The sequence below is a fragment of the Sporosarcina sp. GTC18466 genome (assembly GCF_055389225.1).
Map to the genome: position 1 here is coordinate 2971280 of NZ_AP044037.1, position 15577 is coordinate 2986856.

Sequence of the window (15577 nt, forward strand, 5' to 3'; positions counted from 1 at the left end):
TTTGAAATGGCAGTTAATATTTATGATGATGTGAACCGGATGGAAGCATCGCTTCGCAAGACGGATGAGTACGAAAGTGTAGAGAAGGCGATCGCTGAAGTGCAAAACGACGGCCAGGCGCTTGAACTGTTCAAGAGCTTCCGCAAGATTCAAGTGACGCTGCAGGATAAACAGATGCAAGGGGAAGACATTGCACCTGAGGAATTCGAGTACGCACAGAAAACAGCCCAGCTCGCACAGCAGAACGAAAAGATCATGAACTTGCTGCAAGCAGAGATGAAGCTGAGCTCCCTCATCGAGGAGATCAACCGGGTCCTCATGAAACCGGTGCAGGAACTATACGAGACGATTTCATAAGATCGGGCGGCCTTCTCGCGGAAGGCCGTCTTTTTTTGGGAAGCGCTGCAAATTGATTTCTGATACAATATAGGCACAAGTTTGAAAGGAAAGTTGGTACTTCATTGCAAACAATATTACTTACACAGCCGTTTCCGCATGACTGGATGCGCATGTTCACGCATTTGGCGGATCTCTTTTTCGAAGAGACGGAGTTTGTCGCGGAACCCGCGGCTGATACGATTGCTGTCGATTTCCGTGTCACGGCTGAGCGGGGCCATATAGATGGAAAAGCATCACTGGAGTGGCAGGGCGGCGTATTCAGCTCGGAATTCGAGGAGAAGGAGACGGACGAGGCCGGCAAAGCGAAGACGAGACAATTGAAAAGGGTCTATTCCCATTTATTTTTAGAAGTGCTTGAGCAGGCGACGGAGATGAAACAAGCATGGGGCATCCTGACGGGAATCCGTCCGACCAAGCTGTACCATAAATATCGCCAGCAAGGCCTTTCGGTGGAAGAGGCGCAGCAGCAGCTGATGGAAAGGCATCGCATTTCCCGTGAAAAGAGCGAGCTGCTTGCGAAAATTGCGGATGTGCAGCTCGGTGCGATTCCTGATCTGTATGAGCTTCGCGAAGAAGTGAGCATTTATATCGGCATCCCCTTCTGTCCGACAAAATGCGCATACTGCACATTCCCTGCGTATGCCATCCACCGGAAGAACGGCCGCGTCGAATCGTTCCTCGACGGGCTTCATATGGAAATACGGGAGATCGGGAAATGGCTCACGAGCCGGGATATCCATGTTACGACGATCTACTTCGGCGGAGGGACACCGACGAGCATCGAGGCGGATGAAATGGACGCCTTGTACCGGACGATGCATGAGTCGTTCCCGCATATGGAAACTGTCCGCGAAGTGACTGTCGAGGCGGGCCGCCCGGATACGATCACGCCAGAGAAGATCGAAGTGCTGAAAAAGTGGGGCATCGACCGGATCAGCGTCAATCCACAATCGTACACGGATGAGACGCTCAAGGCGATCGGCAGGCACCACTCCGTACAGGAGACGATCGATAAATTCTGGCTCAGCCGCAACCTTGGCATGAAGAACATCAACATGGACCTGATCATCGGCCTGCCGAACGAAGGAATAGAAGAATTCGCCCATTCCCTTGAAGAGACGGAAAAGATGCAGCCGGAATCCCTTACGATTCATACATTGTCGTTCAAACGGGCTTCCGAGATGACGCGCAATAAAACGAAATACAAAGTCGCGGACCGCAAGACGGTGGAACAGATGGCGCGCATGGGCGAGGACTGGACCGCAGCGAACGGCTATGCTCCGTATTATCTGTACCGGCAGAAAAACATCCTCGGCAACTTGGAGAATGTCGGCTACGCGAAGCCGGGCGAAGAAAGCTTATATAACATCCTCATCATGGAAGAGGTGCAGTCCATCATCGGCGTCGGGTGCGGTGCGTCCAGTAAATTCATGGATCCTGCAACCGGCAAGATCACCCAGTTCCAGAACCCGAAGGACCCAGCTGCATATATACTGACTTTCGAGGAATACATCGACAAGAAGATTGAACATCTGGAACGGATTTTTCCGGCGGTTCAGCATACATGAGGAGGGCCATGGCAGTAAGTTGCCATGGCTTTATTTATTTTTTGAAGGAGTTCCAATCTATTTGTCGAATAGTAGGTAATGAATAGTCATTCAGTTTGGGAAGGGGATGGACAGGAATGTATAAGACGATCGAATTGAAGAAGGACGGACGCCTCGCGCGTCTGCTGCTGAACCGGCCGCAGGCGATGAATGCGATGGATGATGTGATGATGAGGGAACTGGCAGAGGCGTTTGAGTCACTCGCAGGCGAGGCGGATATCCAAGTGCTGGTCATCGAAGGGAAAGGAAGAGCCTTTTCAGCGGGCGGAGATATTAAGAAAATGGTGGACCCTGAAAGCCCGATGGACATCGCCAAAGTGATGGTGGATGTGTCGCGTCTTGCGAAAGCGCTCTACCGGTTGCCGATGGTGACGATTGCGGCGGTCCATGGAGCTGCTGCCGGCCTCGGTTTCAGCATGGCGCTCGGATGTGATATGGTGCTTGCAGAAGAGGACAGCAAGCTGGCGATGAATTTCATCGGCATCGGACTCGTGCCGGACGGGGCGGGCCATTTCTTCTTGAAGGAGCGCATCGGCATCCCGGCTGCCAAGCAGCTCATCTGGTCGGGGGAAGTGATGAATGCAGAAAAAGCGGCTGCGGCCGGATTGATTGACGAAGTGGTCCCGAGCGGACAGGCGCATGCTGCCGGAGAGAAGCTTGCAGCAAAGCTGCTGTCGTCACCGATCGCGGCGATGATTGCTTCGAAGCAGCTGCTTCATTCATTGAAATTGGACGAGCTGGATGAAGTGCTCCGCCTTGAGAGCGAAGCGCAGGTCGCGATGCGCAAGACGGCGGACCACCAGGAGGGGATCCAGGCCTTCGTCGAAAAGAGGAAGCCGGCATTCACGGGGAAATGAAGTAGTATAAACAGGCCGCTGCGGCATTGACAGCGGTCTTTTAGAAATTTGATGAAAAAGGCAATGGAAATTCCTGAAGGATGTAATTTAGAGATTCCAGAACTTACTATAAAGCATATAGTTTTAACCATTTGAAAAAAGGTTATAAAATAAGGTGGGACTACATAAGGGGGAGGGAAAGACCCATGATGGACCGAACATCGGATAATGAGAATTTACTAGCCTATTTTAATGACCACCGAGATGATTTTGTGAAGGAACTGCTGAACCAGGCGGTGACTGTCCGGGATAAGATTGATGATATTTTGCGGATCGGCAACATTGACCTGATCAACAACGCACACCATCTCATCGGATGCATACTGGAAAACCGGGAAGAGGACCTTCGCGCATTCGCCAAGCAGGAAGGGATTGCTTGGGCGACTTACTCGCTGACACTTGCGTTCAAGCTCGAATGGGTACAGGCGATCCGCCGATCTTTGTGGGTCCTGGTGGAACGCTTTTTGAAGGAATCGGAAGCGGATGTCGATTTCTTCACGCTGGAGAAACAGATCAACAACAGTGTCGATCTTTTCCTGAATGCGTTTTTCATCAATTATTCGACATACAAGGATTCCTTGCTGACAGCCCAGCGCCAGCTTGTGGAAAACTTGTCCGTTCCGATCATACCGATCACACAGACCGTCGCAATCTTGCCGCTGATCGGTGAAATCGATTATTTCCGGTCCAAGGTGATGGAGGAGAAGGTGCTGCTTGAGGTGGGCCGTCTTCGGATTCGTACATTGTTCCTAGATATGTCGGGCATCGCTGATATGCAAGTCGAGGTGATCGATCAATTGCTGAAAATCATCGATGGGGCTGCGATGATGGGATGCCGTACTGTCATTACGGGCCTACGCCCGGAAGTGGTGCGCCATATGATCAGGCAAGGCCTGTCTTTCGATGCACAGACGGAAACCGTCGGCACCTTGCAGCAGGCATTACATACGTATTTGACAAATTGAATGAAACCATAAAGGAAGGACCCGCTCACAGAGCGGGTCCTTTTGTCTTGTATTTGGCGGCTGTTTCGCGCCATGTGAAGTAGCCTTCCTCGATTGCCCGGATGAGCAGCTCGGCTGTCGCGATGTTTGTTGCAAGCGGGACGCCATAGACGTCGCAGAGCCGGAGAAGGGCGCTGACGTCGGGCTCATGGGGCTGGGCGGTGAGCGGATCCCGGAAGAACAGGATCAGGTCGAGTTCCCCTTTCGCAATCATGGCGCCGATCTGCTGGTCGCCGCCGAGCGGGCCGGACATGAGCCTTTGGATATCCAGGCCTGTTTCTTCCATGATCCGTTTGCCTGTCGTCCCGGTCGCAAACAGCGTGTAGTCCGAGAAGACATGCTCATAGGCGATGGTGAAATTCACCATTTCATCTTTTTTCTTGTCATGGGCGATCAATGCGATATTCACTCGTTGTCCCCACTTTCGTTTTTCCCCATTCTATCACACATGGAACAGCAAAAGCTTGCCCGCAGGTGACGCCAGGCGATGTGTGCGCTCCGTAAGACTCAGTTCTTCGAGCAACGCACGGCCTTTCTCTTTCGCCTCGTCGTCATTGCTTGCGGTGAATGTTTCGTTAGCCATCAATTCCCCATCTTTTTCATAAGCCGTCAATTTATATGTGCGCATTTCGATCAGACCTCCCTATCGGTTTCTTTCATTATACTATGAACTGCGAAAAAGTGAACAGTCGTTCATTTCGAAAAAAAAGTTGTAAAGGTTGCTTGACATGCCGCATAGGGTAAAGTAAGCTTTACGTAAAGGTTGCTTGACGTAAAGGAACATTGACTAATTTAACGGATGGGAGGATATCGACCTGGAAAACTTTATCAAGGAAAGGCGGACCGAGTGCGGATGGACCCAGGATGATCTTGCCGAGAAACTGGACGTTTCCAGGCAGACGATCATTTCTTTGGAGAAGGGCCGTTACAACCCGTCCCTCGTCCTCGCTTTTAAGATCGCGAAGTTGTTCGGGTGCCGAATCGAGGAATTATTCATACCGGAGGAGGAATGACGATGAATGGAGATCTGGATATGTGGACGCTGCTGGCGGGCTTGCCGCTCGGGCTGCTGATTGCAGGGGTAGTCTTATATTTTGTGCGGAAGAAGATGAAAAGAGAGAGGGCTTTCGATGAACGGTATACGGCGGTCCAGCGGCATGCCCGGTCCATTTCCTGGATGGTGACGACTGCTGCAATCCTGATCGCCTGGATGATTGTCATCATAGTGGAAGGTGCCGGACTTATGTTCTTCCTGCTGACAGGAATTTGGGTCGTGCATATGGTTTCGTATTTGATCGGTGCCATCGTAGCAGATCAACAGAACTGAAAGGAGAAGATGTATGGATCTTTCAATGGAGACAATTGCGGGTTTTGTGACGGGGGCAGGCCTTGCTCTATTAGTCTTGTACCTGTATATGAGAATTGGCCAGAAGAAGCGGATGTTCGATGAGCGATATGAAAAGGTGCATTCGCTGGCCCGGAATATTTCCTGGGCGCTCACTTTGATTGCACTGACGGGCATGTGGATCACACTCCTGCTGACAGACGGACCAAAGCTTGCATTCTATCTTGTGCTATCGGCATATGGTGTCCTGCTGCTGTCTTATCTCATCAGCGCGTTCATCCTGAACAGAAAACTTTGAAACTACTAGGGGATTGAACCGTAAACAGAACTAAGCAAACAGAAAAGGGGACTTGTAATGACTTTGCAAATCGAACATGTAACGAAGCGGTTCGGGGACTTCACGGCAGTGGATGATCTGTCATTGACCGTTGAAAATGGCACGATGTACGGCTTCCTGGGGGCGAACGGAGCAGGGAAGACGACGACATTCCGGATGATCCTCGGTCTTCTGAATGCAAATGAAGGGACCATCACGTGGAATGGAAAGCCGATTTCCTATTCGACGAGCCCCGAAATCGGCTATCTGCCGGAGGAACGCGGACTTTATCCGAAAATGAAAGTGGAGGATCAGCTGATCTTCCTTGGGGAATTAAGAGGGATGAGAAAAGCGGATGCGAAGCGGGCGATCGGCGAATGGCTGGACCGGTTCGAAATCCCGCAGAACCGTGAAAAGAAAGTGGAAGAGCTGTCGAAAGGGAATCAGCAGAAAATCCAGGTGATCGCTGCTTTGATGCATAATCCCCGGCTGCTGATCTTGGATGAACCATTTTCCGGTCTCGATCCGGTGAATGTCGAGATGCTGAAGCAGGCGATCATCGACTTCAGGAACGGCGGCGCGACGATCATGTTCTCGAGCCACCGGATGGATCACGTCGAAGAGCTCTGCGAACAGCTCAGCATCATGCACCATGGACAGCAGATCGTGAAAGGCTCCTTGCGGGATGTGAAGCGGTCATTTGGCAAGCAGAATGTCCGGATCCGGTCCGATCATGATTTGTCAGGACTGGCGGAAGTCCCAGGCGTTACGGCGGCATCCCATTCGGTCGAAGGCGGCCTATTCCAAGTCGCGGATGACGAAGTGGCGCAAGTTCTCCTAGCGAAAGCGATTCAAGCGGGGCCGATCCGCCAGTTCGAAATCGAGGAACCGTCGCTGCAGGATATTTTCATCGCAAAGGTGGGGAAAGAATATGCGTGAGTTTTGGATCATCTTCAAACAGGCCTTTACGTCCAAGGCGAAATCGAAATCGTTTCTCATAACGTCTGTCCTGGTCGTTGCAGCTATCTTCTTGCTTGCGAATTTAGGCACGGTCATCGACAAAGTGAAAGACCTGACAGGCAGTGACGGCGGCAAGACGGAGGTCGCCGTTGTCGATCAAAGCGGCGGAAAGCTGTACCCTCTGCTTGATTCCACGCTGGCAAGCGAAGATGCAGGCATCAAGCTGATTGAGTCGGATGAAACAGGTGCAGAGCTTGAAAAACGGGTGAAGGATGGAGAGCTGGATTCATATTTGACTCTCGATCTGAACAGCTCAGGGATCATCGAAGCGGAGTATGTATCAAAAAGCCTGATCGATTTTGATCTGCCGGGGCAGTTCCAGGATGCCCTTCAGTCGATGCAGACGCAGATGAATGCAGAGGCGCTGTCCTTGTCGCCTGAGCAAGTGTCGACGCTTTTCACGCCGATCCAGTTCGACCAGAAGAATGTCTCGCCTTCCGCTAAATCGGAAGAGGAATTGATGCAGGCAGGCATCCTTGTTTATGTGCTCATGTTCGTCATCTACTTTGCGGTCATCCTCTATTCCAGCATGATTGCGACGGATGTGGCGAACGAGAAATCATCGCGCGTCATGGAAATCCTCATTTCGAGCGTGTCGCCGGTCAAGCATATGTTCGCGAAAGTGCTCGGCATTGGTACGCTCGGGATCGTGCAGATCATCATATATGGCATTGCCGGTTTTATTGCAATCAAAACGTCTGCCATGGGAGATCAGGCGGAAGGATTCCTCAGCATGCTGAATTTCTCGGATGTGAACGTCATGACGCTGGTCTATGCGGTCATATTCTTCCTGCTCGGGTATTTCCTCTATGCGATGCTCGCGGCCCTGCTCGGTTCGCTTGTCAGCCGCGCCGAGGACGTTCAGCAGATGATTTTCCCGATGACCATGCTGATTGTGGCAGCTTTCATCATTGCAGCGTCAGGCCTCGGGAATCCGGAGATGACATTTTTGAAATACGCATCCTACTTCCCGTTCTTTACACCGCTTGTCATGTTCCTGCGTGTCGGCATGCTCAACTTGCCGGTGTGGGAGCCGCTGCTTGGGATCGGCATCATGCTGGTCACCATCTTCCTTCTCGGCTGGTTCGGAGCGAAAGTGTATCGCGGAGGGGTTCTCATGTACGGCCCATCCCGTTCGCTGAAGGATATCAAAAAAGCGATCCAGCTTGGGAAGGAATAATTGAAAGAAAAGAAGTCTTCTCATAGGGAGAAGGCTTCTTTTTCTTTCCCAAATATGGTAACATAAGAACAAACATTCGTGAGAGGGAGGGGAATTGATGGAAACGATCCGATTCATCCATGCGGCGGATCTGCATCTTGGGAGTCCATTCAAAGGGATTACAGGCGTGCCTCTGGAGCGGCTTGAAGAGATACGGGGAAGCACATATGCGGCATTCCGGAAGATGATCGGCTACGCATGCGACACGGAGCCTGATTTTGTTTTGATTGCTGGCGATGTCTATGACGGGGAAGACCGCAGCCTGAAAGCCCAGCAAGTTTTCCGGGAAGGAATGGTGAAGCTTCAGGAAAGAGGGATTCCCGTTTTCGTCTGCCACGGAAACCACGACCATTTGGCGGGTAAATGGACACGTTTCCAGTTGCCGTCAAATGTCTATGTGTTCGGCCCGGAAGTCGAGGCGGCGGAAGTGAACATCCGCGGGCAGCGGGTTGTCATCCATGGCTTCAGCTATCCGGAGCGGCATGTGAGGACGAAGATGATCGGCCGGTATCCGGCGGCGCGAGACGAGGCGGTCCATATCGGCATGCTGCACGGAAGCGTTGCGGGAGACGAGACGCATGCTGTCTATGCTCCTTTTACAAAAGGTGAACTGCTGTCCAAGGGGTATGAGTATTGGGCTCTTGGCCATATTCATCTCCGGCATCTGCTATCCGAAGAGCCGCCGGTCGTGTACTCGGGAAACTTGCAAGGACGCCACCGGAATGAGCCGGGCCCTAAAGGGGTTTATGAAGTGGAGCTTTCCAAGGAGGGGGCTTCTCTTACGTTCGTACCACAGTCCGTCCTGGAATTCAAAGAGGTCAACGTTGCGTGCAAAGGCATCATGCACGCGGATGAGTGGGTGTCTCGCTGCATAGAGGCAATTGATAGGGAGGAACTTACGGGCAGTGCCATTATCCAGCTGACGTGCACGGAAATCGATGAGAAAGCGGCCGGCCTGCTGGAAAGCGCTGAGCCGCACGAGTGGCTGGAACTGATCCGGGAAGCACTCGGTGAAGAGGAGCCTTTCATCTGGGTGGACCGGCTGAAGTTTGTCCGGCAGCACCTATCCGAAGAAAGGGCAGGCAGCCTGCTCGTGGAGATGATTGCCGATCAGCTTGAAAGCTGGGATGAGGAAGGATGGAAAACTGTGCTGCGCGATGTCTATGGACATTCACGGGCGGCGAAATATGTGGATCCCTTGCAAGGCGACGATTATGACGAAATCCGGCGTGCAGCGGATGAAATGCTGCGCGGCGGACTCAGCGAAATGAGGTGAGGCAGTGATCATCCGGAAACTTGTGATATATGGATTCGGCAAGCATGAGAATGTCACGATCGATCTCGATTCCAAGCTGTCGGTCTTTTTCGGGATGAATGAGGCAGGGAAGACGACGATCCAGCAGTTCATCCTTCAGATGTTGTTCGGGTTCCCGCAGAAAAACAGCACCTGGCAGCGGTATGAGCCGAAAAAGGGCGGTACATATGGCGGGCAGTTGCACATCGAGGATCCGGAGTACGGGAAATGCGTGATCGAACGCGTACGGGGCAAGGCGGCAGGGGATGTGACTGTCCGCTTTGGAGACGGCAAAACGGGCGGAGAAGAAGCTGTCCGCACCTTGCTCCGCGGCTATGACAGGGCTTCTTTCGAATCGGTCTTTTCCTTCTCGCTGCTTCAATTGCAAGGCTTCGAATCGATGAATGAGGACGAATTGAGCAGAACCCTGCTCGCCTCAGGCACGACAGGCGTGGATACGGTTCTGAAGCTTGAGGAACGGCTGGAGAAAGAGATGGGCGCATTGTTCAAAAAGAACGGCCGGGTGCCTGTGATGAACGTCAAACTGGCGGAATTGAAAGATCTGGAACAAAAAGTGAAGCAAGAACGTGAGAGGGCGGAAGGCTATGCACCCGCCATGAATCGGCTGAAGGAGATTGGCGAGCGTCTACGGGCCATCGATGAGGAAGAAAAGGGGCTGGCGGACGAGCGGCGAAAGTTTTCGCTTCATCTGCAGCTGCAGCCTTTATTCGAAAAAGAGTCCCTTCTCGCGGATCGGCTCCATGCCCTCGGGGGCGGCACCGGCGGTTTTCCAGCGGACGGCAAGCGCCGGTATGAATCGCTGCAGGAAAGAATCGCGGAAGCGGCTGTGCGTCATGAACGGCTTGAGAAAGAGGCGGCGCGGATGGAAGAGGAGTTGGGCAAGCTGCCTCTTCTGCCCGTCCATGAGGTGGAGAGGCTGCTATTCGCGGAATCTGAGTGGCATGATTGGCGCTCGGCTGCGAAATCACTGGCGGATGAGAAGCGCATGCTCGAGGAGAAGAGGCGCCGCCTGCTTGCAGACCTTGGTCTGCCGCAAGAGAGATTGCTTGCGGACCTGGCAGCGGCGGATGTGTCTCTTGCGCAGGAGCAGCGGATGCGGACGATTCTGCGTGAGCATGACGAGGCGGCTGGAAGGGCTGAATTTGCGAAACGCCAGCTGGATGGGCTTGAGATGGAACTGGAGTCTCTTGAGCATGGCGGGCAAAAGCTGGCGGCGGAAGCCCCATCCGATGAAGAGATGGCGTTTCAAGCGGACTGGCGGGAAATCGAGAAGAAACTTGCGGAAGCGCGGGCGTATGTCCAGTTCCATAAGGAGCCGAGAGCAACCGGTTCTAAGATTCCTGCCGTCCTGTTCATGGCTGCCCTCCTCTTTGGTGTATATGGCATCGTCAGCAGCCAGTGGGTGATTGCGGCCGGAAGTGTGCTGCTCGCCGGGCTCGGCATATTTCTTCTGCGATCGGCGCGTACGCAAAACGGTGATGCAGCAATCCGGGAACGGGAAGCTTTTATTCAGAGGCATGAAGAAAAAGAGCGGCGTTCGGCAGCAATCTTTTCGAAAGTGGCAGCCTATGAACGCAGCCTGGCAGCACTTGACGCGGAGCGGAAGACTGCAGAACGGAAATATGCGGCAGCGCTGTCTGATTTCGATCAACGGCTCATAGAGAAGAAGAACGCAGAGCATGCGCTGCATGGCTTCCTGCGCCAATACGGGTTTGAAGAGCTGCCCGATCCGTCCATTGTTCCTGATCTGTTCAAGATGATCCGCGGTTATCAAGACGTAACCCATGAACTGAAAGAGACGGAATCGAGACGGGCGGACGTGGCAGAGCAGATGAAGCGGCGCCACGAGGAAGCGGTGGAGGCTCTTGGGCGTCCTGTGGCGGAAGAGTCCTTGTACGAGGAGCTGCGGGAAGAGGCGGGAAGGCGGAAAGAAGCCGAAATGAGACGCCGGACGCTGCTTGACGAGCTTAGCAGGTTGCGGGCTGATCTGGATGAAGCCGCTTCGCTTGCCGGTTCTCTGCGCGAGCAGGTGTCCGGGCTTTTCCAGGAGGCAGGCGCGAAGACAGAGGAAGCGTTCTACAAGGCGTATGATGTCCATGAAGAGACATCGGAGATCAAGGGACGGCTGGAAGATATTCGAAGTCAGCTGAAGGCTTATCGGCATGTGACATTTGATACGCGAGTCACGCGGAATGAGATCGAGGAGAAGGCGGTTCAGGCAGAGAATGCGATCACGAAGCTGACGGATGAACGGCTGTCCTTGCTGGAGGAGAAGGCGGAGCTTGTCCATCTGACGGATGAACTCGTCCATCAGGATACGTATGAGCGGCTGCTGCAGCAATTCGAAATGAAGCGGGCTGAGTTTTCGGATCTTGCCAAAGAATGGGCGGAGAAGAAAGCGGTCGTGGAAGCGATCCGGCGTACAATGTCCGACCTGAAGGAGGATACGCTGCCTGCGGTGCTGCGCGCTGCTGGCGATTTCTTCTCCGAATTGACGGGAGACAGATACGAGGCGCTGTCCGTTGACGAAGACGGAAGGTTCCACGCAGTGACAGCGGCCGGTGAACGGTATTCGATTTCAGAACTGAGCCAGGCGACGAAAGAGCAGGCATACATCGCGATGCGCCTCGCCCTTGCAGGTTCCTTGCGGCAGGCGGCCCCTTTCCCGATCGTCATGGATGATCCGTTCGTCCATTTTGACGGCGTCCGGCTCGCGCGTATGGTAAACTTGATAGAGAGATTGAAAGGTGTGCATCAGTTCATTTATTTCACATGCCATGAGTCAATGGCGGAATCTATAGCTGAAGCGAAAAGAATAGACGTTTCCGAAATAGGAATCGGCAAGGGGGCGGTACTGCAATGAAAAAAATACTGGAGCACCAAGTCGGTGAAGCGGTGGATACATTTTTGCTTATCAAACAATCGACGAAAGGCATCACGCAGCAGGGAAGTCCTTTCATGACGCTGATCCTGCAAGATAAGAGCGGGGATATCGAAGCGAAGCTATGGGATACCGGCGAAGAGCAGGAGAAGATGTACGCAGCTGCGACCATCGTCAAAGTCGGCGGCGAAGTCCATGAATACCGGGGCAAGAACCAGCTCCGCATCAAGAGCATCCGTCCGGCGAAAGAAGACGAAGGGATTTCCATTTCGGATCTTGTGCCGTCCGCATCGAAGAGCAAAGAAGCGCTGTTCGAAGAGCTTCTGCAATACTTCTTTGAGATGAAGAACCCTCAGATTCAGCGGATCACCCGCCATTTATTGAAAAAGCACCAGGCGGACATCATGGTCTATCCGGCTGCAACACGAAACCATCATGATTATGTATCAGGCTTGCTTGACCATGTCGTCTCCATGTTGAAACTCGGCAAAGCGCTGGCTGAACTGTATCCGACATTGAACAAGGATCTGCTGTATTCAGGCATCATCCTGCATGACGTCGGCAAAGTCGTCGAACTGTCGGGACCGGTCGGCACGCAATATACGGTTGAAGGGAATCTGCTCGGCCATATTACAATTATGGTGAATGAGATTGCGAAGGCAGCAGAAGAACTCGGCATCGAAGGCGAGGAAGTCATGCTTCTGCAGCATCTCGTCCTGTCGCATCACGGCAAGGAAGAGTGGGGCAGCCCGAAACGTCCGATGCTGAAGGAAGCGGAAATGATCCATTACATCGATAATATCGATGCGAAGATGAATATGCTGAACCGCGCCATGTCGAAAACGGCGCCCGGTGAATTTTCCGAGCGGATCTTCCCGCTGGATAACCGGTCGTTCTATAAGCCGACATTTGAATGACAAAAGGCTGCCCTCCGCGCATTCGGGGCAGCCTTTTGCTTTATCGTTATTTCTTAGCTTCTTTATCTGCTTCAGCCTTGTCATCTTTTTTTGTATAGACATCCATGACATGGTCGAACTCTTTGTCTTTGATTTTGACATCCGCTTTTTCAACGAGGTTGTTCAAAACTTGCTCGAATTCTTTCGCTTTCAAGTTATCTTCGACTTCAGCTTTGATCTCCTCATCGGACTTCTCAGACTCGGCTTTACGTGTATCAAGCAATTCGATGACATGGTAGCCATAGCTTGTCTTCACCGGTTCGCTGATTTCACCTTTTTTCAATTTGTACGCGGCATCTTCAAATTCCTGGACCATCTTGCCTTGTCCAAACCAGCCAAGATCTCCGCCTGTCTGCTGTGCTACCGGCTCAGTGGAATATTCTTTCGCCAGCTTCTCGAAGTCTCCGCCGTCTTTCAGCTTCTGGATCACTTCTTCTGCCGTCTTCTTGTCGTCCACTAAGATATGGCGTGCATGAAGTTCAGTCTTCGCGTGCTCCACGCCTTCCTTGACCGCTTCATCAGACACTGCGAGGGAATCGACCAGCTTCTTCTGAAGCATCTGCGTCTTTACGTTCTTCTCGAAGAACTCCTCCGTGATGCCTTGCTGCTGAAGGAACATGTTGAAGTTGTCCCCATATTGTTCTTTCTGCTTGTCGATTTCGGCTTTTAAATCCTTCTCAGGAATATCGTAATCATGTTCAATCGCTTTCTGCAAGAGCATATTTTCAACGACTTGCATGCCGATCGCATCTTTCATCTCTTTGTAAAGATCTTCTTTCGTGATGTCGCCATATTTAGTGGATGCGATGACTTCATCGTCGTTTGCCGCCTTGTCGCTGCAAGCCGCTAACGCAAATACGGAAGTGGCTAAAGTTAAAGCTACTAGTGTTTTCTTCATATTCGTTCTCTCCTAACTTTTCTTTACAACAGTTGATACTATACCATAAAAACGTATGGAAGACAAAAAGGTTTCCTATTACGAATGAAACGCCCATTTCCCTGTAACAGGGAATGGACGCTTCGAAAGAAATCATACCTTTAGTAGGACTTCCAGATAAAAGGACAAAATCAGGATGGTAATGAGAATATTAACCGTCCGATATATTTTAGGCTGTTTTTCTTCAGGGATTTCACGTGTTTGACAGAGCGCAAACGTCATTTTGTTGATCTGGAATAAATAAAATAAAGAAAATAGGACTGTAACAATAAGGATCAAATCCATTCCTCCTCCTCGTTCCCATTTAATGATAACAGAAGGGTAGGGAAAAGGAAATCATTTTTCCTTGGCACCGTGAAGTTCAAACTCCTTGTGATCCTGTTTCGGAGAGTCCACCGCAACGATTTTTCCGTTCTCTTCCTTGAATGTTTCATCAATGTTTTGGAAACCTTTTTCGAAGATCTCCATGAAGTCCTGGCCGTATATGTTCCGGATGACTGACATCACTTCCAAAAATTCAGGAAACTTACCGTAAATGCTTTTGATCGGAAGAGATCCTTCCAGTATTTCATGATCGACATCATAGTAATTTTCGTTCATTTCCTGCAGGAGAACTTTCCCTTCATCCGTCACCGTAATATATGTATTGCGGCGATCGTCATCTTTTTTGAAGAAACTTAAATATCCTCGTTCCTCCAATTTCTTAGAGAAATTGAAAGCAGTGGATACATGCATCACACCGAACTTTGCGACATCCGATATGGTGGCGCCTTGCAAGTGATAGGCAATCCATAAAATATGATGTTCATTGATGTTCAGGTCATAAGGTTTGATCCACTGCTGCCAATCCCGTTCGACCGCCTTCCATAGGGCCTTTGACATTTGGGCGACCCGCTGGCTATAGATCATCGCTTCTTTGCGCGAAAAACGTTCTTCCAATATGAACCCCTCCATTGCTATTTACTAGAGCTATCTTTCATTATAGCAGGAAAATAACAAAGAAAGAAGTTGGAATTTCAGAAATATTGGTTTTTGCAAAAAGAAAGGGGTTGTCCGAAAAGACGAAAATCGCCAGAACCGGCTCGCTTTCCGCGGGCACGGCCCGAGCCTCCTCGCTTCGCTGCGGGGTCTCGGACTCGTGCTGTTCCCGCAGGAGTCGGCCGTTTCTGGCGATTTTCTACGTCCTCATAAGAAATTTTTAAAAGGTCCTTGTAATGAATTTTATACTTTCTGGACAGCCCTGATACTATTATTTCATCTGCGCTGCAATCGTCTTTTCAAGTTCCTCCAAGGATGCTTGGATGTCCATGATTTCCTTCTGCAGTTTGGTCTGGTTGGAGGCGGTGGATTCCTGCCACTTCATGATGGAGCCTTTCATGCCTTCGACGGTGTCGGGGATGACTTCTTTTGCTTCTTTTGTCATGTGGGTGATGGACTCCTTAAGGTCGGCGAGTTTCCCTTTGACGTCGCGCATTTTGTATTTCAAGTCCGCAGAAGCATGTTTGACGGATGTTCTGATCTCCTGGCCTGATTTAGGTGTGGAATAGAGAACGGTGATGGCAGCTGTCACTGATCCGGCAGCGAGCCCTAAGAAAAATGTCGATGCTTTCATTGCGAAACACTCCTTTCCATATGAATAGTATTCCTCTCATAGCTTCATTAAAACATGGAGGGGTTTCTTT

General features: G+C 51.4%; 18 protein-coding genes. 12 read left to right on the forward strand and 6 right to left on the reverse strand.

The window, feature by feature from the left end:
* Positions 1-6 precede the first annotated feature (6 nt).
* From ACZ5FK_RS14880 to ACZ5FK_RS14895, 4 genes are all read left to right on the forward strand, one after another.
* The gene (locus tag ACZ5FK_RS14880; protein WP_464805643.1) at positions 7-357 is read left to right on the forward strand and encodes a YlbF family regulator; all 351 of its coding nucleotides are present in this window, start codon (positions 7-9) and stop codon (positions 355-357) included.
* Between the two features lie 104 nt (positions 358-461).
* Positions 462-1967, forward strand: a complete 1506-nt coding sequence (locus ACZ5FK_RS14885; protein ID WP_464805644.1) for a coproporphyrinogen III oxidase — start codon at positions 462-464, stop codon at positions 1965-1967.
* A gap of 116 nt (positions 1968-2083) precedes the next feature.
* Complete coding sequence (locus ACZ5FK_RS14890) at positions 2084-2863, forward strand: enoyl-CoA hydratase (protein ID WP_464805645.1); 780 nt, start codon at positions 2084-2086, stop codon at positions 2861-2863.
* A gap of 185 nt (positions 2864-3048) precedes the next feature.
* A complete protein-coding gene (locus ACZ5FK_RS14895; protein WP_464805646.1) occupies positions 3049-3867 on the forward strand; it encodes an STAS domain-containing protein in 819 nt (272 codons plus the stop codon).
* Between the two features lie 25 nt (positions 3868-3892).
* On the opposite strand, the gene mgsA is transcribed toward ACZ5FK_RS14895, so the two are convergent.
* Both mgsA and ACZ5FK_RS14905 read right to left on the reverse strand, forming a co-directional pair.
* On the reverse strand, positions 3893-4273 hold the full coding sequence (mgsA, locus tag ACZ5FK_RS14900; protein ID WP_464807447.1) for a methylglyoxal synthase: 381 nt from the start codon (positions 4271-4273) through the stop codon (positions 3893-3895).
* Between the two features lie 75 nt (positions 4274-4348).
* Positions 4349-4534, reverse strand: a complete 186-nt coding sequence (locus ACZ5FK_RS14905; RefSeq protein WP_464805647.1) for a YhzD family protein — start codon at positions 4532-4534, stop codon at positions 4349-4351.
* Positions 4535-4721: 187 nt separating this feature from the next.
* On the opposite strand from ACZ5FK_RS14905, the gene ACZ5FK_RS14910 reads away from it, so the two are divergent.
* From ACZ5FK_RS14910 to yhaM, 8 genes are all read left to right on the forward strand, one after another.
* On the forward strand, positions 4722-4919 hold the full coding sequence (locus tag ACZ5FK_RS14910; RefSeq protein WP_464807448.1) for a helix-turn-helix transcriptional regulator: 198 nt from the start codon (positions 4722-4724) through the stop codon (positions 4917-4919).
* A gap of 2 nt (positions 4920-4921) precedes the next feature.
* The gene (locus tag ACZ5FK_RS14915; protein WP_464805648.1) at positions 4922-5233 is read left to right on the forward strand and encodes a DUF2178 domain-containing protein; all 312 of its coding nucleotides are present in this window, start codon (positions 4922-4924) and stop codon (positions 5231-5233) included.
* Between the two features lie 13 nt (positions 5234-5246).
* The gene (locus tag ACZ5FK_RS14920; protein ID WP_464805649.1) at positions 5247-5549 is read left to right on the forward strand and encodes a DUF2178 domain-containing protein; all 303 of its coding nucleotides are present in this window, start codon (positions 5247-5249) and stop codon (positions 5547-5549) included.
* A gap of 57 nt (positions 5550-5606) precedes the next feature.
* The gene (locus tag ACZ5FK_RS14925; protein ID WP_464805650.1) at positions 5607-6506 is read left to right on the forward strand and encodes an ABC transporter ATP-binding protein; all 900 of its coding nucleotides are present in this window, start codon (positions 5607-5609) and stop codon (positions 6504-6506) included.
* Entirely contained in the window at positions 6499-7767 is a 1269-nt protein-coding gene (locus ACZ5FK_RS14930; protein ID WP_464805651.1) for an ABC transporter permease, read from the forward strand. The genes ACZ5FK_RS14925 and ACZ5FK_RS14930 overlap by 8 nt, the downstream gene beginning before the upstream one ends.
* A gap of 97 nt (positions 7768-7864) precedes the next feature.
* Positions 7865-9082 (forward strand): metallophosphoesterase family protein, encoded by a 1218-nt coding sequence (locus ACZ5FK_RS14935; protein WP_464805652.1) that lies wholly within the window; start codon positions 7865-7867, stop codon positions 9080-9082.
* Between the two features lie 4 nt (positions 9083-9086).
* Complete coding sequence (locus ACZ5FK_RS14940; protein WP_464805653.1) at positions 9087-11984, forward strand: ATP-binding protein; 2898 nt, start codon at positions 9087-9089, stop codon at positions 11982-11984.
* Positions 11981-12919 (forward strand): 3'-5' exoribonuclease YhaM, encoded by a 939-nt coding sequence (yhaM, locus tag ACZ5FK_RS14945; RefSeq protein WP_464805654.1) that lies wholly within the window; start codon positions 11981-11983, stop codon positions 12917-12919. The genes ACZ5FK_RS14940 and yhaM overlap by 4 nt, the downstream gene beginning before the upstream one ends.
* Before the next feature lie 46 nt (positions 12920-12965).
* On the opposite strand, the gene ACZ5FK_RS14950 is transcribed toward yhaM, so the two are convergent.
* The 4 genes from ACZ5FK_RS14950 to ACZ5FK_RS14965 form a co-directional block, all read right to left on the reverse strand.
* Complete coding sequence (locus tag ACZ5FK_RS14950; RefSeq protein WP_464805655.1) at positions 12966-13856, reverse strand: peptidylprolyl isomerase; 891 nt, start codon at positions 13854-13856, stop codon at positions 12966-12968.
* A 132-nt stretch (positions 13857-13988) separates the two neighbouring features.
* On the reverse strand, positions 13989-14180 hold the full coding sequence (locus ACZ5FK_RS14955; protein WP_464805656.1) for a hypothetical protein: 192 nt from the start codon (positions 14178-14180) through the stop codon (positions 13989-13991).
* A gap of 51 nt (positions 14181-14231) precedes the next feature.
* Positions 14232-14849: an HTH-type transcriptional regulator Hpr gene (locus tag ACZ5FK_RS14960; RefSeq protein WP_464805657.1), complete on the reverse strand. Its 618-nt coding sequence runs from the start codon at positions 14847-14849 to the stop codon at positions 14232-14234.
* A gap of 295 nt (positions 14850-15144) precedes the next feature.
* On the reverse strand, positions 15145-15507 hold the full coding sequence (locus ACZ5FK_RS14965; protein ID WP_464805658.1) for a YtxH domain-containing protein: 363 nt from the start codon (positions 15505-15507) through the stop codon (positions 15145-15147).
* Positions 15508-15577 lie beyond the last annotated feature (70 nt).

What these genes read in the sequence shown, in the direction of transcription:
- ACZ5FK_RS14960 (WP_464805657.1), bottom strand. Translation starts at nt 14,849, where the DNA reads ATGGAGGGGTTCATATTGGAAGAACGTTTTTCGCGCAAAGAAGCGATG.
- ACZ5FK_RS14890 (WP_464805645.1), top strand. Translation starts at nt 2,084, where the DNA reads ATGTATAAGACGATCGAATTGAAGAAGGACGGACGCCTCGCGCGTCTG.
- yhaM (WP_464805654.1), top strand. Translation starts at nt 11,981, where the DNA reads ATGAAAAAAATACTGGAGCACCAAGTCGGTGAAGCGGTGGATACATTT.
- mgsA (WP_464807447.1), bottom strand. Translation starts at nt 4,273, where the DNA reads ATGGTGAATTTCACCATCGCCTATGAGCATGTCTTCTCGGACTACACG.
- ACZ5FK_RS14950 (WP_464805655.1), bottom strand. Translation starts at nt 13,856, where the DNA reads ATGAAGAAAACACTAGTAGCTTTAACTTTAGCCACTTCCGTATTTGCG.
- ACZ5FK_RS14965 (WP_464805658.1), bottom strand. Translation starts at nt 15,507, where the DNA reads ATGAAAGCATCGACATTTTTCTTAGGGCTCGCTGCCGGATCAGTGACA.
- ACZ5FK_RS14905 (WP_464805647.1), bottom strand. Translation starts at nt 4,534, where the DNA reads ATGCGCACATATAAATTGACGGCTTATGAAAAAGATGGGGAATTGATG.
- ACZ5FK_RS14935 (WP_464805652.1), top strand. Translation starts at nt 7,865, where the DNA reads ATGGAAACGATCCGATTCATCCATGCGGCGGATCTGCATCTTGGGAGT.
- ACZ5FK_RS14955 (WP_464805656.1), bottom strand. Translation starts at nt 14,180, where the DNA reads ATGGATTTGATCCTTATTGTTACAGTCCTATTTTCTTTATTTTATTTA.
- ACZ5FK_RS14880 (WP_464805643.1), top strand. Translation starts at nt 7, where the DNA reads ATGGCAGTTAATATTTATGATGATGTGAACCGGATGGAAGCATCGCTT.
- ACZ5FK_RS14930 (WP_464805651.1), top strand. Translation starts at nt 6,499, where the DNA reads ATGCGTGAGTTTTGGATCATCTTCAAACAGGCCTTTACGTCCAAGGCG.
- ACZ5FK_RS14920 (WP_464805649.1), top strand. Translation starts at nt 5,247, where the DNA reads ATGGATCTTTCAATGGAGACAATTGCGGGTTTTGTGACGGGGGCAGGC.
- ACZ5FK_RS14915 (WP_464805648.1), top strand. Translation starts at nt 4,922, where the DNA reads ATGAATGGAGATCTGGATATGTGGACGCTGCTGGCGGGCTTGCCGCTC.
- ACZ5FK_RS14925 (WP_464805650.1), top strand. Translation starts at nt 5,607, where the DNA reads ATGACTTTGCAAATCGAACATGTAACGAAGCGGTTCGGGGACTTCACG.
- ACZ5FK_RS14895 (WP_464805646.1), top strand. Translation starts at nt 3,049, where the DNA reads ATGATGGACCGAACATCGGATAATGAGAATTTACTAGCCTATTTTAAT.